20 protein-coding genes and 1 pseudogene are annotated in these 21,879 nt (G+C 72.6%); 13 read left to right on the forward strand and 8 right to left on the reverse strand.

Features of this window, described 5'->3' with window-relative positions:
• Positions 1 to 80: 80 nt before the first annotated feature.
• The 3 genes from ACIQUQ_RS05590 to ACIQUQ_RS05600 all read left to right on the forward strand — a co-directional run bounded on the left by ACIQUQ_RS05590 (position 81) and on the right by ACIQUQ_RS05600 (position 1,315).
• A complete protein-coding gene (locus tag ACIQUQ_RS05590; protein ID WP_403971631.1) occupies positions 81 to 533 on the forward strand; it encodes an Imm50 family immunity protein in 453 nt (150 codons plus the stop codon).
• Positions 520 to 912 carry an Imm50 family immunity protein gene (locus tag ACIQUQ_RS05595; protein WP_403971633.1) on the forward strand — a complete coding sequence of 131 codons (393 nt, stop codon included), beginning with the start codon at positions 520 to 522 and terminating at the stop codon, positions 910 to 912. Before ACIQUQ_RS05590 ends, ACIQUQ_RS05595 begins: the two co-directional genes overlap by 14 nt.
• 184 nt (positions 913 to 1,096) lie before the next feature.
• Positions 1,097 to 1,315, forward strand: coding sequence for a hypothetical protein (locus tag ACIQUQ_RS05600; protein ID WP_403971635.1), 219 nt, complete (start codon positions 1,097 to 1,099; stop codon positions 1,313 to 1,315).
• A 333-nt stretch (positions 1,316 to 1,648) separates the two neighbouring features.
• Here ACIQUQ_RS05600 and ACIQUQ_RS05605 read toward each other — a convergent pair whose 3' ends face one another.
• A complete protein-coding gene (locus ACIQUQ_RS05605) occupies positions 1,649 to 1,996 on the reverse strand; it encodes a restriction endonuclease (protein WP_403971806.1) in 348 nt (115 codons plus the stop codon).
• An 856-nt stretch (positions 1,997 to 2,852) separates the two neighbouring features.
• On the opposite strand from ACIQUQ_RS05605, the gene ACIQUQ_RS05610 reads away from it, so the two are divergent.
• Positions 2,853 to 4,487: an ABC-F family ATP-binding cassette domain-containing protein gene (locus tag ACIQUQ_RS05610; protein WP_403971637.1), complete on the forward strand. Its 1,635-nt coding sequence runs from the start codon at positions 2,853 to 2,855 to the stop codon at positions 4,485 to 4,487.
• A gap of 72 nt (positions 4,488 to 4,559) precedes the next feature.
• Here the strand turns inward: ACIQUQ_RS05610 and ACIQUQ_RS05615 are convergent, their stop codons facing one another.
• From ACIQUQ_RS05615 to ACIQUQ_RS05625, 3 genes are all read right to left on the reverse strand, one after another.
• Positions 4,560 to 5,153, reverse strand: a complete 594-nt coding sequence (locus tag ACIQUQ_RS05615; RefSeq protein WP_403971639.1) for an RICIN domain-containing protein — start codon at positions 5,151 to 5,153, stop codon at positions 4,560 to 4,562.
• Between the two features lie 57 nt (positions 5,154 to 5,210).
• The gene (locus ACIQUQ_RS05620; RefSeq protein ID WP_403971641.1) at positions 5,211 to 5,897 is read right to left on the reverse strand and encodes a hypothetical protein; all 687 of its coding nucleotides are present in this window, start codon (positions 5,895 to 5,897) and stop codon (positions 5,211 to 5,213) included.
• Positions 5,898 to 5,962: 65 nt separating this feature from the next.
• Complete coding sequence (locus ACIQUQ_RS05625; protein ID WP_403971643.1) at positions 5,963 to 8,161, reverse strand: glycoside hydrolase domain-containing protein; 2,199 nt, start codon at positions 8,159 to 8,161, stop codon at positions 5,963 to 5,965.
• A gap of 337 nt (positions 8,162 to 8,498) precedes the next feature.
• Here ACIQUQ_RS05625 and ACIQUQ_RS05630 point away from each other — a divergent pair, with 337 nt between their 5' ends.
• From ACIQUQ_RS05630 to ACIQUQ_RS05645, 4 genes are all read left to right on the forward strand, one after another.
• Positions 8,499 to 9,854, forward strand: a complete 1,356-nt coding sequence (locus ACIQUQ_RS05630) for a diacylglycerol/lipid kinase family protein (RefSeq protein WP_403971645.1) — start codon at positions 8,499 to 8,501, stop codon at positions 9,852 to 9,854.
• A 249-nt stretch (positions 9,855 to 10,103) separates the two neighbouring features.
• Complete coding sequence (locus tag ACIQUQ_RS05635; protein WP_403971647.1) at positions 10,104 to 11,303, forward strand: S8 family peptidase; 1,200 nt, start codon at positions 10,104 to 10,106, stop codon at positions 11,301 to 11,303.
• Between the two features lie 317 nt (positions 11,304 to 11,620).
• Complete coding sequence (locus ACIQUQ_RS05640; protein ID WP_403971649.1) at positions 11,621 to 12,055, forward strand: hypothetical protein; 435 nt, start codon at positions 11,621 to 11,623, stop codon at positions 12,053 to 12,055.
• A 264-nt stretch (positions 12,056 to 12,319) separates the two neighbouring features.
• A complete protein-coding gene (locus tag ACIQUQ_RS05645) occupies positions 12,320 to 14,032 on the forward strand; it encodes an IPT/TIG domain-containing protein (RefSeq protein ID WP_403971651.1) in 1,713 nt (570 codons plus the stop codon).
• A 54-nt stretch (positions 14,033 to 14,086) separates the two neighbouring features.
• Here ACIQUQ_RS05645 and ACIQUQ_RS05650 read toward each other — a convergent pair whose 3' ends face one another.
• Complete coding sequence (locus ACIQUQ_RS05650; protein WP_403971653.1) at positions 14,087 to 15,244, reverse strand: endonuclease/exonuclease/phosphatase family protein; 1,158 nt, start codon at positions 15,242 to 15,244, stop codon at positions 14,087 to 14,089.
• A 405-nt stretch (positions 15,245 to 15,649) separates the two neighbouring features.
• Between ACIQUQ_RS05650 and ACIQUQ_RS05655 the strand changes: the two genes are divergently transcribed.
• On the forward strand, positions 15,650 to 16,423 hold the full coding sequence (locus ACIQUQ_RS05655) for a glycosyltransferase family 2 protein (protein WP_403971655.1): 774 nt from the start codon (positions 15,650 to 15,652) through the stop codon (positions 16,421 to 16,423).
• 123 nt (positions 16,424 to 16,546) lie between these two features.
• Here ACIQUQ_RS05655 and ACIQUQ_RS05660 read toward each other — a convergent pair whose 3' ends face one another.
• Positions 16,547 to 17,296, reverse strand: coding sequence for a class I SAM-dependent DNA methyltransferase (locus ACIQUQ_RS05660; protein WP_403971657.1), 750 nt, complete (start codon positions 17,294 to 17,296; stop codon positions 16,547 to 16,549).
• 135 nt (positions 17,297 to 17,431) lie between these two features.
• On the opposite strand from ACIQUQ_RS05660, the pseudogene ACIQUQ_RS05665 reads away from it, so the two are divergent.
• The 3 genes and pseudogenes from ACIQUQ_RS05665 to ACIQUQ_RS05675 form a co-directional block, all read left to right on the forward strand.
• Positions 17,432 to 17,785: pseudogene (locus tag ACIQUQ_RS05665) on the forward strand (cupin domain-containing protein); the annotation flags it as partial.
• A gap of 201 nt (positions 17,786 to 17,986) precedes the next feature.
• Positions 17,987 to 19,486 (forward strand): cryptochrome/photolyase family protein, encoded by a 1,500-nt coding sequence (locus ACIQUQ_RS05670; RefSeq protein ID WP_403971808.1) that lies wholly within the window; start codon positions 17,987 to 17,989, stop codon positions 19,484 to 19,486.
• A 133-nt stretch (positions 19,487 to 19,619) separates the two neighbouring features.
• Positions 19,620 to 19,973: a UBP-type zinc finger domain-containing protein gene (locus tag ACIQUQ_RS05675; RefSeq protein ID WP_403971659.1), complete on the forward strand. Its 354-nt coding sequence runs from the start codon at positions 19,620 to 19,622 to the stop codon at positions 19,971 to 19,973.
• A 36-nt stretch (positions 19,974 to 20,009) separates the two neighbouring features.
• Here ACIQUQ_RS05675 and ACIQUQ_RS05680 read toward each other — a convergent pair whose 3' ends face one another.
• Positions 20,010 to 20,441, reverse strand: coding sequence for an SRPBCC family protein (locus ACIQUQ_RS05680; RefSeq protein WP_403971661.1), 432 nt, complete (start codon positions 20,439 to 20,441; stop codon positions 20,010 to 20,012).
• Positions 20,442 to 20,699: 258 nt separating this feature from the next.
• On the opposite strand from ACIQUQ_RS05680, the gene ACIQUQ_RS05685 reads away from it, so the two are divergent.
• Complete coding sequence (locus ACIQUQ_RS05685; protein ID WP_403971663.1) at positions 20,700 to 21,566, forward strand: hypothetical protein; 867 nt, start codon at positions 20,700 to 20,702, stop codon at positions 21,564 to 21,566.
• A 9-nt stretch (positions 21,567 to 21,575) separates the two neighbouring features.
• Here ACIQUQ_RS05685 and ACIQUQ_RS05690 read toward each other — a convergent pair whose 3' ends face one another.
• Positions 21,576 to 21,863 (reverse strand): hypothetical protein, encoded by a 288-nt coding sequence (locus ACIQUQ_RS05690; RefSeq protein ID WP_403971665.1) that lies wholly within the window; start codon positions 21,861 to 21,863, stop codon positions 21,576 to 21,578.
• Between the last annotated feature and the right edge of the window lie 16 nt (positions 21,864 to 21,879).

The following is a 21,879-nucleotide window of genomic DNA, read 5'->3' on the forward strand; positions in this document are numbered from 1 at the left end:
CCCGCGACGGGCCCGCCCGGGAGCCGAGGAGCATCATCACCACCACGACCTGGAGCGACCTGGTCGCGAACCGCGCCGGCGTGCTCGACCCCCTCTACGACGAACCGCCCCCGCTGACGGGGATCCGGCTGCGCTCGGTACACCTCGACGGCTGGGCACCCACCGTCACGCTGCGCCTGGACCTGCCGCGCTTCCCGGACCGCTGGGAGGGCGGGCCCGCCGACACCGTCCAGTGCCATCTCCAGTTCCTGCACGTCGACGACTTCGAACTGGAGGGCTGGGATCCGCCCGTCACCGTGGACGTGGCCCTGGAGGGGCTCCCCGGACACCGGCTCGACGTCCGCATCCACGGCGGAGGCACCCGGCTGCACTTCACCTCGAACGCCTCGCTGCTCGTCGGCCACGTGAGCGCCTACACGCGCGCTGCCGACGGCAGCGACGCCGGCCCGCACCGGTTCCGGCGCACGCTCGACGCCCGGCTCTACGACACCGTCCCGCCCACCACCACGAAGACGTTCTATGAGCACCTCTGACCCCGGCCCCCTCGCGGCGCTCCACGACCTGTACGACACCCCGCCCGGCCTCGCCGAGTGCCGCCTGTTCTCCGTACACGTCGACGAGCGCGACGTGTCGGTGACCCTGCGCTTCGAGACCAGCGCCCTGCCCGACCGACCGCGACCCGCCTGGACCGGCCGGCCGTACAACACCTTCTGCTTCTCCCTGCTGTTCAGCGGCGTCGCAGCCCTCCGGCTGCGAGGTCTGCTCGCCGACGGCGAAAGCGAGACATCACTCCGGCCCACCGAGGACGACCGCCTCGCCGTCACCGTCGCCGGCCCGCACCGCCTGATCGAGTTCACCGCGGCCACCGCCACGCTCGCGGCCCCGGAGGTCCGACTCCACGGCAGCCTGTGACCGCCCCGAGGTCTCCTTCCTCAGCCGCCGGCGACGCCGCCAGTGGACGTGCCGAGACAGGAAGGGCTCGGCGTCACCTTGTGCGGCCAGCCGTCGACGGGTAAGGCTGTCGTCGCCAACTGGCAGTCTGCGCAACCCGTTTGCCGGCACCGGCGGGCACGGGCAGGGGAGGGGTCGTTCGATCATGTCGGCGAAGATGAAGCAGGCCGTGGGGGTCGTTCTCGTCGTGGTGGGGGTGGTGCTCGTCACCGTGTTCCCCGACAGCAGGTTCTTCTGGTTCGAGGGGCAGCCGGCCGGTGTCGTCCTGGTCGTCCTCGGCGTGATCGAGTTCGCGGAGAGCTTCTGGCGCGCCAAGCCCCGCGCAGCCGCCGACGAATCGCGCGGCGCAGGAGGCGACCACTAGTCCGCCAGCCGCGTTCAACCGGCGGCGCACGGGAAGACCGTGAAGTGCACAGCGCGGGTGCGGGCCGCCCGGGTCCGGGCGGCCCGCACCCGCGATCAGGTGAGGTCCTTGCAGGTGGCCACGCGGCGCCCCGCCGACCCGCCGAACTCGCGGCCGAGGACGAGGACGTGGCCGCAGCCGTGGTCGACGGGCGGCTGGTCCGCACCCTGACTGCCGAGGACACGTGGGGCGGCGACGCCGTCTGGCCCCCGGCCGGATTCGGCACCCCGACGACCTGAGGGGCCTCCCGAGGGCTCCCGGCGGCGTTCCCCGGCAGAGCCGGCCGGCCGCATGTCAGTACGGCGGCGTGAGGGCGACGACCTGGCAGATGTGGTCGGCGTCCTGCGCCCACGCGAGGAGCGCCTGCCGGTCGGCCAGCAGGATCCCGTGCCGCTTCCCCCAGGCGGCGGCGTCGCGGGTGAACGAACCGTTCGTCACGACCATGGACTGCGCGGCCCCGTACGCGGCCCCGGCCGTTCCGTTGATCCGGTACAGGACCTCGGAGCCGACCCTGCGGCCCCTGGAGGTGTGCTTGCACTGCACCGCGAGGATGCGGCCGGCGGCGTCGACCGCGAGCACGTCCACGGCCTGGTCCCCGCGGCCGCCGACGACCTCGGCCCGCAGGCCGTCCCGCTGCAGCAGCGCCGCACGATCTCCTCGAACCCGGCCGGCGAAGCCCCGTCCACCGCCCGGGCATCAGGGCTGAACTCCGCCTTCCGCGCACCGCGGCCGACCTCCAGACCGGTCTCCCACGCCATCCGGCGGGCCTCGTCCTCCTTCCGGCACAGCAGGGCCTCCGCCTCCTCCTCCCGGATGCGCGCGAGCCGCAGCAGCTCCTTCTGCCGGAGCAGTTCCCACTCCTGGCCGCGTACCCTCTCGCGGTACCGCTCCGCCTCCGCACGCAGGCGCTCGGCCTCCTCCTCGTACCGCCGCACCCGGCGCCGGAAGGCAGCACGGACGGTGACCTGGAGGGGGAGGGCCAGCAGCAGCCCCAGCGTCAGCGCGGCGGACACGTCCAGGATCCGCATCGTCCCGCCCGCCAGGTTGTCGAGCACGGGCACGGACAGCGCCCCCACCGCGATGAGTCCCGGCTGCAAGCCGGCGACCACCCAGTACGGATACTCAGGTCGAACCCGCTCCACGCCCGCCCCCGTAGACACTGCCGATACCTTCCGAGAGCCTACGGCTCCCCACCGACACACTCCCCGGCCCTCAGGATGCGGGAGCCGCGTCGAACGGCGCGGAGCGAAAATCAGGCCGCGTCCGAGCGGGTCCCTGTTAGCCTGGCGGGGACCTTGACGGTGTACCGAGGAGCGCAGCAGACATGGGCGGTGACGACGACATCTCCGGGTGATCCCGGGATGTGACCGGCCGACGGTGAGCGCCGACGAGCGCCGCCGGGTGGCCCCTTCCGTCGTTCCCTTCTCCATGTCCCCAGGGGCCGGGCAGACCGCAGACCGGTGCCGCCCCGCCCCCATTCCCGCGCGAGGTCACCCGCATGTCCCATGCCGCCGTCGTCTGCTCGAACGTCTCCTTCTCCTGGCCGGACGACACCCCGGTCTTCACCGACCTGTCCTTCGTCGTGGGTCCGGGCCGCACGGGGCTGGTGGCGCCCAACGGCTCCGGCAAGAGCACCCTGCTCAAGCTGGTCGCCGGAACGCTGCACCCCCGGGCGGGCTCGGTGTCGGTGACCGGAACCCTCGGCCACCTCCCGCAGTCGCTGCCGCTCGCGGGAAACCTGACCGTCGCCGAGGTGCTGGGCGTCGCCACGGTGATCCGGGCCATCGACGCCGTCGAGTCGGGAGACGTGGCCGAGGAGCACTTCACGGCCATCGGCGACGACTGGGACATCGAGGAGCGTACGCGCGCCCAGCTGGACCGCCTCGGCCTCGGCGGCCTCGACCTGAACCGCAGCCTGAGCACGCTGAGCGGCGGTCAGATCGTCACCCTCGGCCTCGCCGCCCAGCTGCTGAAACGCCCCGACGTCCTCCTGCTGGACGAGCCCACCAACAACCTGGACCTGGACGCCAGGCACAGGCTCTACGGAGCGCTGGACGACTTCAGCGGCTGCCTGCTCCTGGTCAGCCACGACCGGGAGCTGCTCGACCGGATGGACCGCATCGCCGAACTCGAGCGCGGCGAACTCCGCCTCCACGGCGGCAACTTCACCGCGTACGAAGCGGCGGTGCGAGCCGAGCGGGCCGCCGCCGAGAGGAACGTGCGCAGCGCCGAGCAGGAGCTGAAGCGCGAGAAGCGGGAGATGCAGCAGGCCCGCGAGCGCGCGGAGCGCCGCCAGAGCAACGCCGCCCGCAATCTGAAGAGCGCGGGCCTGCCCCGTATCTTCGCCGGGAACATGAAGCGGGGCGCCCAGGAGTCCGCGGGCCGGGCCGGACAGACCCACGCCACCCGCGTCGGCGACGCCAGGGCACGCCTGGACGAAGCGGGCCGTGCCCTGCGCGACGAGCAGCGCCTCGTGCTCGACCTGCCGGAGACCGCCGTCCCCGCCGGCCGCAACCTGTTCATCGGCGAGCGCATGCAGGTCACGCTCGGCGACCGGCCCCTGTACGGCGCCACCGGCGTCGACCTCACCGTCCGGGGGCCCGAACGCATCGCGCTCACCGGCCCGAACGGCTCGGGCAAGAGCACGCTGCTGCGCCTGATCCACGGCGCCCTCTCCCCGGACGGCGGGGAGGTCAAACGGTCCGACGGCCGGATCGCCCACCTGTCCCAGCGCCTCGACCTGCTCGACCTCGACCGCAGCGTCGCGGAGAACTTCGCCGGCTTCGCTCCCCAGCGGTCCGAGGCGGAGCGGATGAACCTGCTCGCCCGGTTCCTCTTCCGTGGCGCGGGCGCCCACCTGCCCGTGCGGGCCCTGTCCGGCGGGGAGCGGCTGCGGGCGACCCTGGCCTGCGTCCTGTACGCCGAGCCGGCGCCGCACCTGCTGCTCCTCGACGAGCCGACGAACAACCTCGACCTCGTCAGCACGGAACAGCTGGAAAGCGCCCTGAACTCCTACCGGGGCGCCTTCGTCGTGGTCAGCCACGACGAGCGGTTCCTCCGGGAGACCGGCGTCAACCGGTGGCTCCGACTCACCGCCGGTGAGCTGACGGAAGCCGGAGCACCGCCGCGGTGACCCACGAGGGCCCGGCGGGCAGCCCGCCCGCCGGCCCCGGCCCCGGCCCCGGCCCGCCCGGCCCCGGTCCGGCTAGAAGTCCCAGGACATGTGCTGGGGGACGTACTGCGGAACCTGCCACTGCTGCGCCCGGGCGCCGTTGGCCAGGGAACCGTCCGCGATCTCCAGGGCCTTCCCGCTGTGGTTGTTGTAGACGAGGGTGCGCCGGTGGTGCGCGTACGGCACGCTCCAGATCTGGGACGCCGCGTTCGCGCACTGCCACTGCTGGGCCCGGGCTCCGTCGGCGCGGGAGAAGTCCGCGATCTCCAGGCAGAGTCCGCTCTCCTCGTTCACCAGGCGGTAGCTGTGCCACTCCTGCTCCCACTGGTCGTACGCCACGCCCACCAGGACCCAGCGCCACGACTGGTGGCGGACACCCACGCAGTCCCACTGCTGCGCACGGGCGCCGTCCGCGTGTGAACCGTCCGCGATCTCCAGGCACTTGCCGCTGCCGACGTTGACCAGCCTTCCCACGTGCCCGTCCGGCGGAAAGACCGAGGGCCGCGCGCCCGCGGTGGTCCGGGACGCGGCGGCTTGCGCCGAGGCGGGCACGAGGGCGAGCAGGGTGAGGGCCGCGGCTGTCGTGACGGCTCGCAGCAGATGGAGCGGCCGGCTTCGGTGGGACACGAGGACTCCTGGCGTCGACGACGGAGGAAACGGGGGATCAGGGCAAGGCCGGTGGTCTCAGGACCCCACCACGCGGGTTCCCGCACCCGCCCCGGGGACGTCCGCCCAGCCGCGCACGCGGTCCGCGAGGCGCTTCAGGCGCGGGTCGGCAGGGGGTACGGCGATGTGGAAGCGGGACTCGTCCGGGACGCGGCAGTCGCCGCCCCACGCCACCACCCCCTGCGCCTCCGCCAGGACGTCGCGCACCACGTTCACCTGGTGCGCGAACAGCCCGCCGCGCGCACCCGGCGGGAACCACCCCGGCCGGACCGCGACCGCGGTACCCGAGGCGTGGTCCGTGGAGTGGTCCGTGGTGTGTCCCCGCAGCGTTCCGGACAGCCGCCGGAAGCCCGTGAGCTCGCCGGCGGCCAGCGTGTCGATCTCGTAGTGGTAGCGGCGCACGACGTGCACGAGGACGGCCGACACGTCGCCGATGCGCAGGGCCACCGAGAGCGGGCTGCCCGGGACCGGCACGGTCCAGACCGCCCCGCCGTCGTCGGCGGCGTCCTCGACGGGCCAGCCGTTCGCGCTGGTCGGCCCAGCGCGCCGCGCGCCGGGTGCACCCGGGCCGGATGCCGGCCCGGCGCCCGCTTCCACGGCCCGTGCCTGGGCCGCCGCAGCGGCGAGGCTCGCCGACACCGCGAGGCCGGCGCCCGTACGCAGCACCGAGCGGCGCGGCACGTGGACGGATGCGGAGGAGGTCATGCCGGGCCTTTCGACAGGAGGGACACGAGCAGGCGGTTCGCGAGCGGCCGCAGGCCACCGCGCGACTACGCCCGCAGCGGGGCGTGGTACTTCTCGAAGACGCGGTACAGCCCGAGCAGCGCGGTGCCGTACCCCTGCGCGCTCTCGTCGATTCCGTTGTAGCGGGCGAGGGTGAGCCTGCTCTGCTCCTCGGGGGTGTCGAGGCCGGGGCGTCCGACGCCGATCTCGTCGGCGCCCTCGATGAGGACCAGCGGGACGGTGCCGAGGTTGTAGACCGTGTCCTCGTACAGCCGCTGCCAGACGGCCCACAGGTCGCCGTCCTTGGCCGCGTCCATGATCGTCCCGCCGATCAGCCCTTCCCGGATGCAGTGGTTGCGCGCGCGGATCGCCGTGTTGGCGAAGATCTGCCCGGGGCCGGTGCTGCAGTCCCGCTTCGTGCTCGGCCCGCCCCTGTGGTGGTCGATGACGAGTTCGTCGGCCAGCACGTCGCCGGAGTTGTACGCCCGCATCTCCCACATCAGCGGGCACTGGATCAGCGCCTTGCGCATCCGCAGGTTCCGGGCGAGCCGGGTGATCAGCCAGTCGTGGTCCATGAGGATGTCGAAGCACTGCGTCGTCGTCCGCAGGCTGAAGGCGAGACCGCCCGCGCCGCCCTTCTCGGGCACGCCCATCTCGTTCACGAAGTACGACTGGACGTCCGCCAGCATCGCGCTCCGCCGTGCCATGTCGAAGCTGACGTCGAGGCCCGCCGAGGACTGTTCGAGGTCGTAGCTCCCCTGGCCCTCGTCCCGCCCCGAGGCGATGTTGTTGTCGATCTCGATGCGGACGTCGCCGGAGCGGACCTCGACGGTCGAGATCTGGTCGAACGCCCAGTCCTCGGGCAGCGGGTAGCCGAGGTTCCCGGAGAAGCCCGTGGACATGCCGCTGACGAAGCTCGCCGAGGTGTAGCCGGCGGCGCGGACCCGGCTGCACACGTTGCGGGGACCGTAGATGCCCACCTCGTACTCGGGGCCGTGCTCGCTCATGGTGTCCCTGACCGCGCGGAAGTGCGGCAGGATCCGCTCCGTCACCTGCGCGTCGAGCGCGTCGAAGTCGACGGCGAAGTAGATGCGGGTGCCCCGCTGGTACCCGTAGTGGCGGGCCCGCTCGACGGCGTGCAGCGCGTCGGCGATCCCCGTTCCCCGGCTGAAGTAGCCCGCCTCGCCGCCGTTGGTCTGGTAGATGGGGAAGGTCCGCAGGCCGTACGAGGCCATGAGCCGTAGTTCGCCGGGCTGGATCTGCTTGTTCAGCGACGACCCGGCCCGGTTCGCCAGGTAGCGGCCGACGATCCGGTAGCCGGCGTCCCGGAGGGCCTGGGCCCGCGGCCCCGTGACCTCGGTGACGCCGTCGCACGCGGTGCCCTTGCGCGTGGGGTCGCCCGTCGAGACCAGCAGCGAGGCCCAGGTCTGGTAGTCGCCCCGCCCCGTCACCGGCAGCTTCGCGAAGGACTGGAACTCGCGTACCCAGGAGGCGAGGTGGGCGCCGAAGGAGTCCGTGAAGGTCACCCCGGCCCGCCGGTTGAAGATCATGGCCGCGCTGAAGAGGTTCACCCACGTGCCCGTCGAGCCCTGCGACACCGGGTTGCGCACCAGCCCGTCGCGGGTCGCGGGCCCGAACGCCCCGGTCGCGGTGTCGTCGCCCATCCCCAGCTCGAACTGGATCGCGTAGATGAGCGCCTTCTGCACGTCCCGGGAGAAGTTCCCGTCACACGGGACGACGAAGAAGTTCCGGCGGCCCACGTACCGGCCGTTGAGCCACTGCTGGACGGAGCGGATCTGCTCGGTGCCCCCCGCCACGACGGTGTACGCGTCCATCGTGAGCAGCGCCTTGAACACCTTCGGTGTGACCCCGTCCCCGGGGTACGCGGCCTGCACGCCCATGTTTTGCTTCACCCGGGCCACGGAGGCGGCCACGCGCGGGTTGTACGTGCCCTCGATGTCGCCGCCGTCGTACCCCTTGCAGTACAGGGCGGACTGCACGACCCGGCAGACGGCCTCGTGCCGGGTGTTCGCGTCGATCACCGGGAACTTCGCCGCCAGGGCGGCGAGGGTGGCGGGACCGAAGCTGTCCGAGAGCGGGGAGAGCCCCAGCTCGTGCTGGAGGACGCGGGTGAGCGCGTACATCACCGTCCAGCTGGTCCGGCCGTCCTCTTCGACGTCCGGGATGCCGTCGACGGCGTAGCCGTTGATGAACCTCTGCGCCTTCAGGACCATTGCGTCAGCCATGCGTGTCCCCTCCCACCGGGTGCTCCCCGCCCCGCTTCCCCAGGGCCTTCCTGCCCAGGGCCACCCGCCGCCGCGCCGGGGCGGCCCCGGCAGGCAGACCTACACCGGATCTTCCGGCGGCCACTGCCCGCCACGCGCCCGATCGGGCCCCGAGGCACCCGAATGGCCCCGTGGGATGCGTACGCGCCATCCGCCCGGCCCCTTCACGTCGGCGGCCGCACGCCCGCCCGCGTACCGTGAAGGCACGGGACCCGGTCCCCGTCCCGGACCGCGCCGCACCTCCCACCTGCCGTTCCGGCAGGGGGACCGCCAGGACCGGCCAGAGGATGTGAGGCGGATGGCACTGTCACCCCCTGCCGGCACCGGTGGCAGCACCGGCACCGGCACCTCGGCGCGCGCCCGGTGGTCGGCCAGGCTGGCGCTGGTCTGCGCGCTCGGCGCACTGGTGGCGCTGGTGGCTGCCTTCGGTCACAGCGGCCTCGTCATCGTGGTGGCCGGGCTGGCCGGCGTGGTGCTCGGCGCCATGGGGACGTGGTGGATGCTGTCCCGCCGCGGCTGGCTGCGGCTGGGCGGGGGCCTGCTCATGGTGGCCGCGCCGCTGGCCGTACTGGTCACCTTCGCCCGCGCCGGCCTGTGGCCCACGGCGCTGACCGCCCTGGCGTTGTGGCTGGCGGCACTGGTGTGCGCGGGAACGGCGCTGCGGGAGGTGCGGCGGCCGCACGGCATGCGGGCCGTGTCCGCGCCCGGTCCCCGGAAGCCGGTCCTGATCATGAATCCGAAGTCCGGCGGCGGCAAGGTCGTCCGGTTCGGTCTGGTGGAGAAGGCCGAGGCACTGGGTGCCCGGGTCGTCCTGCTGGACACGACGGACACCACGGTCGCGACGGACGTCGCCGTGATCGCCCGCCGCGCCGTGGCCGAAGGTGCGGACCTCCTCGGCGTGGCCGGGGGCGACGGCACCCAGGCCAAGGTGGCCGAGGTCGCGGCCGAGCACGACCTGCCGTTCCTGGTGGTCTCCGCCGGAACCAGGAACCACTTCGCCAGGGACCTCGGCCTGGACCGCGACGACCCCGTACGCTGCCTGGACGCGCTCACGGACGGCGAGGAACTCCGGGTCGACCTGGGCGTGGTGGGCGGCCACGTGTTCGTGAACACCGCCTCCTTCGGCGTCTACGCCGAAGTCGTGCAGCGCCCCGAATACCGGGACGCCCAGGCGCGGACGGCCCTGGAGGCCATGCCCGACCTCCTGCTCGGATACGCCGGCAACGCGCTGGACGCGGTCACGGACTCGGGCCGCCTGGAGGGCCAGCAGGCCCTCCTGATCAGCAACAACCCCTACGCCACCCCCGAACCGATGGCCGCCGGCGGCCGCAGGCCACGGCTCGACCGCGGGGTGCTCGGTGTCGTGGCGATCCGGGTGAACAGCGCGGCCCAGGCCGCCGAGGTCGCCCTCCGGGGTGCCGGGGCGGCCGGCCTCCACTCACTCACCTCCGCCCGGATCGTCATCGACTCGGATGCCGCGCGCATCCCGGTCGCCGTGGACGGCGAGGCGCTGACCGTGCCCACCCCGGTCGTCTGCTCCGTACGCCCCGGAGCCCTGCGCGTACGGGTCCCCAGGCTGCGCCCGGGCCCTCCCGCGGCGTACCCGCCCGTCGACTGGCACGAGATCCTCACCCTCGCCCTCGGACGCCCGTAGCACCCACGGCAACGAAGCGAACGCTTCCACCACTCCGCACCGCTCCACCACGGGACCGGAACGTGCCGGCCCTGTAAAGGAGTTCGCGTGAACGCGTGTGCGAGTGGGTCGTGATGTGGAGGGCCTTTAAAGAAACCTTGTTGAACAACTCCCCACCCCGGGTTCGCTCTTGATTTGCTCCTGTCAATCGGAACAGGGTTCTCCAGACCGTTTGACGCCCCACACGTCAAGACGAGGAGCACCCTCTACATGGCAACTCACAAGCGATCCCACCGACTTCGCAACGGGCTCATAGCTACGGGAGCCGCTGCGGCGGCCGCCGCGGCCCTGTTCGCGAGCCCCTTCGCAGGGGCGGCCACGCCGGCCGAAGGGACCGTGCACGGCCTCGGCGCCCCTGGCGCCGTGGACGGCAGCTTCGTCATCATCCTCGACGCATCCGCGAACAAGGACGACCTCGCGAAGAAGTACGGAGGCAAACTGGAGCGCACCTACGGGTCCAGGGTCAACGGCTTCTCCGCATCCGGACTGACGGTGAAGGAGGCCAGGCAGCTCGCGGCGGACCCCGCCGTCGGCACCGTCGTGCAGAACAAGCGTTTCAGCATCAACGAGACGCAGGAGAACCCCCCGTCCTGGGGCCTGGACCGGATCGACCAGACCGACACCGCGGGAGACCGGAAGTACACGTTCCCCGACAACGGCGGGGAGGGCGTGACCGCGTACGTCATCGACACCGGCGTCAGGATCTCGCACCAGGACTTCGGCGGCCGGGCCGGCCACGGCTTCGACGCGGTGGACAACGACGACACCGCCGACGACGGCAACGGCCACGGCACCCACGTGGCGGGCACCATCGCCGGCACCGCCCACGGCGTCGCCAAGAAGGCCAGGATCGTCGCGGTGCGCGTACTGGACGACAACGGCTCGGGCACCACCGAACAGGTCGTCGCGGGCATCGACTGGGTGACGCAGAACCACACCGGGCCGTCGGTGGCCAACATGAGCCTCGGGGGCGGCGCCGACGAAGCGCTGGACGCGGCGGTCGAACGCGCCATCGCGTCCGGCGTGTCCTTCGCGGTGGCGGCCGGCAACGAGTCCGCCGACGCCGGCCAGGGCTCGCCCTCGCGGGTGCCCGCGGCCCTGACCGTCGCGTCGAGCACGGAGGACGACGAGCAGTCGGGCTTCTCCAACTTCGGCTCGGTGGTGGACCTGTACGCCCCGGGCTCCGAGATCACCTCCGCCTGGAACGACAGCGACACCGGCGTCAAGACGATCTCCGGAACCTCGATGGCCGCGCCCCACGTGGCGGGAGCGGCCGCTCTGTACCTGGCCGCCAACCCGTCGGCCACCCCCGCGGACACCGCCGCCGCCCTCACGGCCGCGGCAACCCCGGACGCCATCAAGAACCCGACCGCCGGCACCACGAACAAACTCCTGAAGGTAGCGCCGTAACACCACGACCACCCCCGACCCAAGAGCGGCCCTCCACCCAACGGAGGGCCGCTCCGCCGTCCGGCAGCCGCAGGCAAGGTGGAAGCTCATACCTTGCTCAAACATGATCGTCATCCCTGGTGTGCGGATCGGCGAGCCTCCTAGGGTCTGGTGCAGCGCCACTGCCACCTGCGCTGATCGGGGGGATGACCATGAACACCGTCGACGATCACCAGCCTCACGCTCCTTGCGGACGGCCGGCATCCGTCGTGGACCCGAGCGGCTCCGGGAGCCGCCCGCGCCGCTCCCGAGCCGCGACGCTCACAGCGGTAGGGACGATGGCCCTGGCCCTGGGCGCGTGCTCCGGTGCGACCGGTGCGCCGCCCCGTTCCGCGACGACCGTGCCGGTGAAGCCCTCGCCGAGCACCTCGCGGCTCGACGGAGCGGACCACGGCGCGGGCAAGAGCGTCACCCGGGCCCCACGGCCCGCGAGCGGCACCGTCGCCCTCCAGGCGGCCTCCCGGAAGGGCAGCGCCGCCCTGCCCATCGGGTACGTCGACGCGGGACGGCTGGGCATCCAGGTCAACTGCCAGGGCAAGGGCACCCTCACGGTGCTCATCACGGCGGTCGGGCTGAGCTTCCCCCTGCAGTGCGTGGACGGGCAGGTCAGGAGCACCTACAACGAGATCCACCTGAAGTCGGCCCGCGGTGACTCAGCCGTAGAGGTCACGGCCCCGTCCACCACCACCTGGGCCCTGACCGTCGAACGGTGACGGTACACGGACGGGACCCCTCCTGACCGGGGCCGGGCCGCGGAGGGCGTGAGGCAGTCCAGGCGGTCAATCCGGTCAGCACTCGATCCGAAACGGGCAAGTGTGAAACTTCGGCACGGCTGGTGATCGTGCGCTGCGACGATGTCGGCGACCCGCTGAGCCTGGTCGGCACCACAGAACTGTTTCTGCCGTCGCGCCACCACCGGTTCCCCGGGGGCCTCCGCTTCCCGCCGTGGTGCCGCGGCCTCCGAGGGGGGATTCACCGTGTCCGCGATCACCCGCTTACGTCCGCACCACCCGAGCACCCGCCACCGCCCGCACCAGCGCCGCCGACGCGGCCGCACGTCGCTGGCCGCCGCATTCGCCCTCGTCGCGACCGGCCTCGGGGCCCTGAGCGCGCCCCCGGCAGCGGCGGCCCCGCCGAGCGTGATCGCCACCGTGCCGCTGGGCGCGAACCCCGAGCACGTGGCCGTGGCCCCGGACGGCGAGCACGTCTACGTCAGCAACTCCGGTGTCTACATGGGCACGCCGGGCAACACGGTCACCGTGCTCGACACGGCCACGAACACCGTCGGTGCCACCATCCCGGTCGGCAACAGCCCGGCCGCCCTGTCGGTCACGCCCGACAGCGCACGGCTCTACGTGGTCAACCGCGGCTCGGCCACGGTCAGCGTCGTGGACACCGCGACCAACGCGGTCACGGCCACCATCACCGGCATCCAGGACCCGCGGGGCGTGGCGGTCGCCCCGTCCGGCACCCGCGCCTACGTCGTCGACACCGCCGCCCCCAACGGCTCGGTCCGCGTCGTCGACGCCGCCACCAACACGGTCACCGCATCGGTCGCCGTGGGCCCGTCCCCGCGCGACGTCGCCTTCAGCCCCGACGGGACGCGCGCCTACGTCGGCAACCTCGGCGACAACACCCTGACCGTCATCGACACAGCCACCCTCACCGCCACCGGGACCGTGGCCCTGGGCGCCCGGCCGTTCGGGGTCAGGGTCAACCCCGTCTCCGGCGCGGTCTACGTCAGCCACGGCCTCGACGACTTCGTGTCCGTCGTGGACCCGGCCGCGCTCGCCGTCACCGCGACGATCACCACCGGAGCCAACCCGGGAGCCGCCGCGGTCGGCCCCGACGGCACGACCGCCTACGTGCCCAGCATCAGCAACCACACCCTGTCGGTGATCGACACGGCGGCCGGCACCGTCACGGAGGCCGTAGCGGTCGGAGGCGGTCCCGTCGCCGCCGGGCTGAGCCCGGACGGCACCCTCGCCTACGTCGTCAAGAACGGCAGCGAAACCCTCGACGTACTGGGCCTCGGCACGGCGCTGCCGGCCGTGACCGCAGTCAGCCCGGCCTCCGGCCCGGCAGCGGGCGGCACCGCGGTCACGGTCACCGGCACGAACCTGGCCGGTGCCACCGCCGTCACCTTCGGCGACACCCCCGCCGCCATCACCGACTGCACCGCCACGAGCTGCACCGTCACCACTCCCGCCCACGCGCCCGGCACCGTCGACGTACGGGTCACCACCTCGGGCGGCACCAGCCCGGCGACCCCGGCCGGCCGGTACGCCTACCTCGCCCCGCCCGCCGACATCGACGTCGACCTCACCGCGCAGCCGAACCTGGGCATCCTGGCGCCCTACATCACCTACACCCTGACCGCCCGCAACACCGGCCCCGGAACCGTCACCTCCGCGACCCTGAAGGCCACGCTCCCGCCGGGCGCCGCAGCCACCCACCTGTCCGCCGGCTGCACGACCACCGCCGCCACCGTCACGTGCACCTACGGGACGATCGCCGACCAGGCGACGGCGTCGAAAACCTTCCGCGTCCCCCTCCACCTCCTGACCCTCGGCCCGGTCAAGGCCACCGCAGCACGCACGGCCTCCACCCCCACCGACCCCCAGTCGGCCAACGACACCGCCACGGCGTCCTGCACCGCCCTCTCCATCGTCCTGGTCACCTGCCCCTGACGGAGACCGGCGGGATCTGGCCGGGCAGGCTGCCTGCCCGGCCGGATCCCGGCCTCAGCGCTGGGGCAGCCTGAGCACGGCCCGGACGCCCGCGTGGTCGGAGGGCCACAGCCCCGACGCCGTGCGGTCGCCCTCTTCCTCACCCACGCGCCCGGCCGTCACGGCGGTGATGCCGTTGCGGAACAGCACGTAGTCGATGCGCTGGCTCAGGGTCGACGTGGCGTTGCGCAGGTCGGCGGCCTGGCAGCAGGTGAAGCCGGGATTCTTGCGGTGGCTGTCGATCCATACGTCGTGGAAGCCGGCGGCCAGCAGGTTGCCGAGGGTCGGTGTGCCGGTGCTGCCCGGCACGGCGCCGACGCCTCCGGCAGCCGAGTTCAGGTCCCCCAGGAGCACGGTGGGAAGGGCGGTGCCGAGGGGACCGCCGAGCAGTTCGTTCCCCTGCCGCACCTGGACCGCGGGGGCGGCGGCCTCGAGATGGGTGTTGACCACCCGGACGGTACGGCCGTGGACGGTGGCGTCCACGGCGGACCAGCCGCGGGGGAAGGCGATGTTCCCGAGCGCCGGGTGGGGGATGACGAACCGGGCCTGGAAGAGTCCCTGCTGTGCGTTGGTGACGGAGAACTGCTTCGTGGGCAGGTCGGTGCGGGCCAGGATCACGTCACGATCGGTGAGCCGGATGTCCTGGAGGCCGCCCGGAACGGACCGGGGCAGCTCGCGGTCGGTGCTGGTGAGCGTGGCCACGGCGGCGTAGTGCTTGCCCCGCAGGGCCAGCTCGTCGATCAGGATCTGCAGGAAGTCGTACTCGACGCGCGTGGCGTTGGGCGTGGGACTGAGGTCGGCCGGAGTCTGGCTCCGCCACAGCCTGACCTCCTGCAAGCCGACGAGATGGGGGTCCGAGGCGGCGATCTCGTCGGCCAGCGCCTCCGCGCGCTCGGGGAAGTCCGTGGCCTGGACCTGCGCGTACACCTTGGTCACGGCGGCGATGAGGGAGGCACTGTCGGTCGCCCCGAGGACGGGCCGGAGATCGGCCCCCAGATAGAGATTGCGGGTCAGGACCTTGAGCTGGGCCGACGAAGCGTCGGTCGCGGCGGCGCTGAACCACCCGGGAAGCGCGAGCAGGAGGGCGGACAGGAGGGTGAGGAACGCGGCGGCGGTCCGGCGGTGCCGGACGGACCTGCCCGCCGGCGCGCCGACCCGAAGGATTTCGAGCACGTCAAGGCGACCTTTCGACGAGGGGACCGGGGACGGCGGAACCGGGACCAGGGGCCTCTTTCCCGTGCCACGCACGGTGTTCGGCCGTCCGGCCCTCAGGGGGCGCCGTTCCGGCCGCACCCCCGGCAGCCTCCCGTGATGTCCCACGAACCTAGGACAGACCGGCTCGGAAACCACCAGGCACTCCGGCCCGGCGGTCTCCTCCCACCTGATCGGAGGCCCGGAGATCCGGGTCGAGCGGGCCGGCCAGGTGTGGTCTCGGAAGGCCGCCGTCGCGTGGCTGGGCCACTCCGCCGGCACCTGCCGCGGCGCCCCCGCGAGCGCCGAACCGGAGGCGGAGTCGGCAGCACTGGAGCGTCGGTGCTTGAATGGACCCTCTTTCCCGGTCTTGCAAGGAGAAGCGCTGTGCCCCTGGTGTCCGTCGTGATGCCCGTGTACAACTCGGCAGCCACCCTCGGGGCAGCCGTCCGATCGGTGCTCACGCAGACGCACACCGACCTGGAGCTGCTGGTCACGGACGACCAGTCCTCCGACGGCTCGATGGATCTGCTCCGCGAGTTCGCCGAGCAGGACGAGCGCGTCCTGCCGCAGCGGGCACCTGAACAGGGTGGTGCGGGCCGGGCCCGCAACCTCGCGATCGAGCGGGCCCGCGGCGACTACGTCGCCTTCCTCGACAGCGACGACATGTGGCTGCCCGAGAAGACCGAGAAGCAGCTGGCCTTCGCCGCGGAGGGCACCGCGCCCCTGACGTTCACCTCGTACTTCAAGATGGACGCCGACCACGACGGCGAGAGCACCGACTGGGTCCCCAACGGACGCGTCGTCCGAGCCCGGGAGCACGTGGACTACCGCGCCATGCTGGTCCGCGACTACATCGGCGCCCTCACCGCCATGTACGACCGGAACGTCCTGGGCACGAGGCTGATGCCGGAGATGCGCAAGCGCCAGGACTACGCCCTGTGGCTGTCGATCATGCGGGACGGTGCCGACGCCCGGGGGCTGGCCGAGCCGCTCGCGGTGTACCGGGCCCACCAGGCGGGATCGCTGTCGTCGAACAAGCTGTCGCTCGTGCAGTACAACTGGGCCCTCTACCGCGAGCACGAGCACCTGTCGGTCCCGCGCGCGACCCGGGCACTGGCCGGCGCCGTGTGGCAGTCCCTGCGCAACTCGCGCATCTAGCTCCGTGCACCACGCCGAGGCCGTCCTCTGCCGCGCGTTCCGACACCGGAGGCTTCCCCGAGCGGCGGCGGCCTCCGGCTCGGGGTCCCGCGGCCTCGCGGAGGGCGGCGGCGGTCATGCCGGTCACCGCACGGTGATCCGCTTGCGCCACACCGAGACGTGCTTCCCGGAGTCCTGCCCGAACGGCGTCCCGTCCCAGTCCGCAACCCGGCGTTCCAGCTCCAGCCCGGCGATCCGTGCCATCAGGTCGAGCTCAGCCGGCCAGGCATACCGGTGCCGGGAGCTGTCGCGGCGGTAACGGCCGTCGTCACTGTCGCGGGTGAGGTGGTGCGAGACGAGGACCTGCTCGACGAGGTCGAAGGTGTCGAAGCCGAGATGGTGCCCGGAGACGTCGAACGGCACCGCGACCTGGCCGGGCGGCAGGAACCGCAGCGGCGGCACCTCCAGCTCGATGACGAAACGGCCGCCGGGCGCCAGATGACGTGCGGCGTTGCGGAAGCACTCGACCTGCTCGTCCTGCGTGAGCAGGTTCGAGATGGTGTTGTAGACGAGGTACACCAGGGTGAACTCACCGGGCACGACGGTCGTGGCCATGTCCCCGATGACGACCGGCAGCGTGTCCTCGTCGGCCTTGCGTCGCAGCACCGCTGCCATGTGCTCGGACAGCTCGACACCGACCACGGGCACGCCGCGCTCCCGGAGCGGGACGCCCACGCGTCCCGTTCCGATGGCGAACTCCAGTGCCCGGCCGTCTCCGGCCAGCTCGGCGAGGAAGTCCAGGGTCGGTCCGAGGACGCCGGCCGAGGACATGTCCGTCTCCTCGGCGTCGTAGCGCTCGGCGGTCGCGCGGGTCCACAGTTCGCTGCTCGTCACGGGCGGCCACTCTGCCTGGGCCGAGGGGCGCTGTCGACGCATTTACGCTCCGCCCGCCGCGGAGGCGACCATTCCGCGGTCCGGCTCAACGGCGGTCCCGGCGAGGGCGAGACGATCGTTCTGGGCACCACGCGCATGCGCGTCCTGGAGGACGGCAGCCACACCGGGCACCGCCTCGCGATCGCCGAATCCGTCCTCGCTCCGCACACCCAGGGACCGCCCCAACACCCCACGGCCTGCAGGACGAAGGCGTCCACGTCCTCTCCGGCACCGTCCGGTTCACCGTGGGGGAGGAGGACCACGACGCCACCAGGGGCACCCTCGTGATCGTTCCGCCCCGCACCCCGCACCCCGCACACCTTCGCCAACCTCACCGACCAGCCCGCCGTCCTGCTCAGCACCTTCACCCCCGACCTGTACGTCCAGTACTTCCGCGACCTCCAGCAGGCGCTCGCCGACGGCCGGCCGCTGACACCCCAGGCCCACATCGGCCGGCTACCGGTGGACCGCGTGCCGGGGGTCACCCTGCTCGGCGACGCCGCCGACAGCACCCCATCACCCGCCCGGACACCGGTCCTTGCGAAGCCCGGCCCGTCGGCCCTCGTGGACGTCACCGGCGCGGCGCCCTTCGTCCACCCGGCCGGGCGGCTGTATAGCTGGATCCTTCATCAGACTGCGCGGAGGAGACCGGTGGCTGTGTGGCATTGGCTGTTCGGCGACCAGCTCGGCCCCCATTTCCTCCGCACCGGCGAGACCGGACCCGCCGACGACGCGCCCGTCGTGATGGTCGAGGCCCGTTCGGTCTTCCGCCGGCGGAGGTTCCACCGGGCAAAGGCCCACCTCCTGCTCTCCGCCATGCGGCACCGCGCCGCCGAACTCGGCGACCGGGTCCACTACGTCCGCGCCGAGACCTACCGGGAGGGCCTGCGCGGGGCCGTCGGAGACGCCCCGGTGACCGTGCACCACCCCACCTCACGGGCCGCACACGACCTCGTCAGCTCCTTGCCGAACGTCCGGGTCCTGCCCGCACGCGGCTTCCTCGTGCCCGCGGAGGCCTTCCGCTCCTGGGCCGGCGGCCGCGAGCGGCTGAGACACGAGGACTTCTACCGGTGGACGCGCCACGAACTCGGCCTCCTCATGGACGGCGACGAGCCGGCCGGCGGACGCTGGAACCACGACCGGGCCAACCGGGAACCACCGCCGAAGCACGCAGCCGGCCTCGGGGTGCCCGCACCGTACCGACCGCGTGAGGACGACATCGACGAACAGGTGCGCGCCGACCTGGACCGCTGGGAACGCGACGAGGGCATCGACTTCGTCGGACGCGACGGCCCGCGCACCTTCCCCGCCTCGCGCCGCGAAGCACTGGCCGCGTTGCGCCGGTTCACCGAACACCGCCTGGCGACGTTCGGCCCGCACGAGGACGCCATGCTCGCCGGCGACCCGGTGATGAGTCACAGCCTGCTGTCCTCGTCGCTCAACCTGGGCCTCCTCGACCCGGCGGAGGTGGTCGGCGCCGCCGAGGACGCCTGGCGGGCCGGCCACGTACCCGTACAGAGCGCGGAGGGCTTCGTACGGCAGGTCGCGGGCTGGCGCGAGTACGTGTGGCACACGTACTGGTACTTCGGCGAGGACTACCGACACCGCAACGCGCTCGGACACCGCGCCCCTCTGCCCGACTGGTTCCTCGAGCTCGATGCCGACGCCGTCACCGCACGCTGCCTCTCCACGGTCCTGGCCCAGGTCCGCGACACGGGATGGACGCACCACATCCCCAGGCTCATGGTCCTCGGGAGCTACGCGCTCCAGCAGGGCTGGGACCCCCGCGCGGTCACCGACTGGTTCCACCGGTGCTTCGTCGACGGCTACGACTGGGTGATGCTCCCCAACGTCATCGGCATGTCCCAATACGCCGACGGCGGCCTGATGACCACCAAGCCGTACACCAGCGCGGGAGCCTACATCCACCGCATGAGCGACCTGTGCGGCGGCTGCGCCTACCGCCCGGGCGACCGTACGGGCGACCGGGCCTGCCCGTACACCACCGGGTACTGGTCCTTCGTCCACCGGCACCGCACCCGCCTGGCCGCCAACCCGCGCACCGCCCGAGCCGTACAGGGTCTGGACCGGCTGCACGACGTCGAGCAGGTCCTGCGCACAGGCCGACGACAGGACGGCACCCCGCCCTGAGGTTCGGTGCCGCACGCCGGAACGCCTCGCCCCGGCCCCCGGCAACGGCGTAACGTGCAGAGGGGGCAGCCGACGCACCACGACACCCGTCACGGCGCGTCCGGACCAGACACCTGGACGGAAGGAGTCCGGGATGACCGGCAGCGGCGCCGACTCCCACGACCCGCGACTGCCGCCCTCCTCATGGGCGGTGTCGCCCGACGGAGGACGTCCCGAAGGGCGCTCCTGCTCCCACGTGGCGGCCCTGTCGGACCCACCGGGACCACCCTCCCGGGAGTGCGCGTCGTGCCGTGTCCGCGGATGGACCTGGACCCGTCTGAGGTGGTGCGTCACGTGCGGGCACGTCGGCTGCTGCGACAGCTCCCGGGGCCGGCACGCCTACGCCCACCACGAGCAGACCGGTCACCCCGTGGCCCTCTCCCTGGCCGGCGACGAGCCGTGGGCCTGGTGCTTCGTCGACGAGGTCTTCCTCATCCGGGTGCCGTAGCTGCGCCAGGCGCCGCCGGAGGAACCGGGTCCGGGATCAGCGCGCCGCGGCGCGCGGCAGGGCGGCGGCGACGCCGTCCCCGAGCCGCTCGACCTCGCCGCGTACGAACGGAGCAGCCAGCCGGGCCACGCCCTTGAAGCGGAACGTCGCGGTGTAGACCAGCCGGGTCGCCCCGCCCTCCACCGGCGTGAAGCGGAGGTCGTCCGTGACGGCGACCGTACGGTTCTCGCCGCTGAACACGAGCCGGTCGCCCTCCTGGACATCGAGCCGGTACGACAGCTCGGCTTCCCGCCCGCGGAAGCGCGAGGTGTTCCGCCACCGCGAGCCCGGCGCGACGGGTCCCGCGTCCAGGCGGACGCAGGAAACGGTCGCCGGATCCCACTCCTCGGCGTGCGCGAAGTCCGCGAGGTAGACCACGAGGTCCTGCATCGCGACGGGGACGAGCATGGTGCGGGCAACTCGGATCATGGCCGTCTCCTCAGCAGGTTCGCCGCTCTCCCTGCAGCATCTTCCGACAGCCGCCCCTCCGCGGATGCACTCCAAGGGGCCGGCGCACGGAAACGGTTTTGCCACCGGACCGGATGTCGACGATGATCACCTCGTGACGACCAGAAAGGGCCATGCCGTCTAGGCGCCGCGCCCCCCTCTCCACCGCCCGCGCGCCACCGACCGCCGCCCACCCGCAGCGCCCGATGTCCGTGACCGCCCGCCCAGGAGAGCCCGCCCGTGCAGAAGACCGCCCTCGTCCCCTACGCCCGCCTTCCCCGAACGCACCACGACCGCCACGTCCTGACCAGTACCGTCGACGTCTTCGGCGCCGCCCACTGGCTGCTCGCCGAACGCGCTCCGCGGCCCGACGGCGATCTCCCGCCCTTCGACGCCCTGGTCGTGTCCGTCCATCCCGACGGCAACGTCGAACTCACCGAGCTGTGCGCAGTGCGGGCCCGCTGGCCGTACCTGGACCGCCTGCCCGACGGCAGGTTCGTCGTCGCCGCGTCCCGCACCCGCCGGCACGACGGCGCGGACCAGGTCCAGGTCTTCGACACGCTCGGCCGCGAGGCCTCGTCCTTCTCCGTCGGGGACGCCATCGAGCACCTGCTCGTGGACGAGGCCGGCCACATCTGGGTCGGGCACTTCGACGAGAACCCGGCCGGAATCCGCCGCTGGAGCGCCACGGGCAAGGTCGCCTGGACGTCGTACGGCGCAGACATCCCCGGCCTCTACGACTGCTACGCCCTGAACGTGTCGGGCACCACGGCCTGGGCGTGCACCTACATGGACTTCCCGCTCACCGAGATACGCCCGGACCGCCCCGACCGCCCCGTGACGGTGCGGGCGAACCGCGTACGGGGCGCCAAAGCGGTGGCCGTCCACGGTGATCGGGTCGCCTTCTACGGCGGCTACGCCGAGGAGCGGGACCTGCTCACCCGCGGAGAGCTCACCGAAACCACCGTCGAGCCGACGGACACCGGCCTGCTCACCCTGCCCACCGGCGCCGCCCCCGGTCGCCGGCGCGTCGTCGCCCGTGGAAGCAGGATCCACGTCCAGGCCGAGCCGTTCACCGAGTGGGGCGTGTTCGACCTCGACGGCTGACCCGCACCGTCAGGCCTCGTCCTGCAGCGCGTGGCCCGCCGCCTTCTGCACCGTGGCTTCCAGCTCCTCGCGGTCCATGCCGAATTGCTCCGCGTAGTGGTCCAGGGCCGAATCCAGCAGCCACCAGGGTTCGCGGGCGTCCTCCCACGCGTCCCGCCAGGTCACCTGCTGCTCTTCGGTCCATCCGGCGGAGTCCCCGAGCTCTTCCTGAAGGCGTGTCAACTGAGCGTGCGCCTCGTCGGTCGCCTCCTGCAGTTCGACCAGCTCGTCCAGCGCATCCGACAGTTCGATTTCCATCCCGGGATCATAAGCG

The organism is Streptomyces sp. NPDC101118, from assembly GCF_044759445.1.
Taxonomy (GTDB): domain Bacteria; phylum Actinomycetota; class Actinomycetes; order Streptomycetales; family Streptomycetaceae; genus Streptomyces.

Coding starts and splice junctions, on each gene's coding strand:
- ACIQUQ_RS05595 (WP_403971633.1), top strand. CDS start 520: ATGAGCACCTCTGACCCCGGCCCCCTCGCGGCGCTCCACGACCTGTAC.
- ACIQUQ_RS05690 (WP_403971665.1), bottom strand. CDS start 21,863: ATGGAAATCGAACTGTCGGATGCGCTGGACGAGCTGGTCGAACTGCAG.
- ACIQUQ_RS05640 (WP_403971649.1), top strand. CDS start 11,621: ATGGCCCTGGCCCTGGGCGCGTGCTCCGGTGCGACCGGTGCGCCGCCC.
- ACIQUQ_RS05675 (WP_403971659.1), top strand. CDS start 19,620: ATGACCGGCAGCGGCGCCGACTCCCACGACCCGCGACTGCCGCCCTCC.
- ACIQUQ_RS05610 (WP_403971637.1), top strand. CDS start 2,853: ATGTCCCATGCCGCCGTCGTCTGCTCGAACGTCTCCTTCTCCTGGCCG.
- ACIQUQ_RS05625 (WP_403971643.1), bottom strand. CDS start 8,161: ATGGCTGACGCAATGGTCCTGAAGGCGCAGAGGTTCATCAACGGCTAC.
- ACIQUQ_RS05600 (WP_403971635.1), top strand. CDS start 1,097: ATGTCGGCGAAGATGAAGCAGGCCGTGGGGGTCGTTCTCGTCGTGGTG.
- ACIQUQ_RS05630 (WP_403971645.1), top strand. CDS start 8,499: ATGGCACTGTCACCCCCTGCCGGCACCGGTGGCAGCACCGGCACCGGC.
- ACIQUQ_RS05635 (WP_403971647.1), top strand. CDS start 10,104: ATGGCAACTCACAAGCGATCCCACCGACTTCGCAACGGGCTCATAGCT.
- ACIQUQ_RS05680 (WP_403971661.1), bottom strand. CDS start 20,441: ATGATCCGAGTTGCCCGCACCATGCTCGTCCCCGTCGCGATGCAGGAC.
- ACIQUQ_RS05620 (WP_403971641.1), bottom strand. CDS start 5,897: ATGACCTCCTCCGCATCCGTCCACGTGCCGCGCCGCTCGGTGCTGCGT.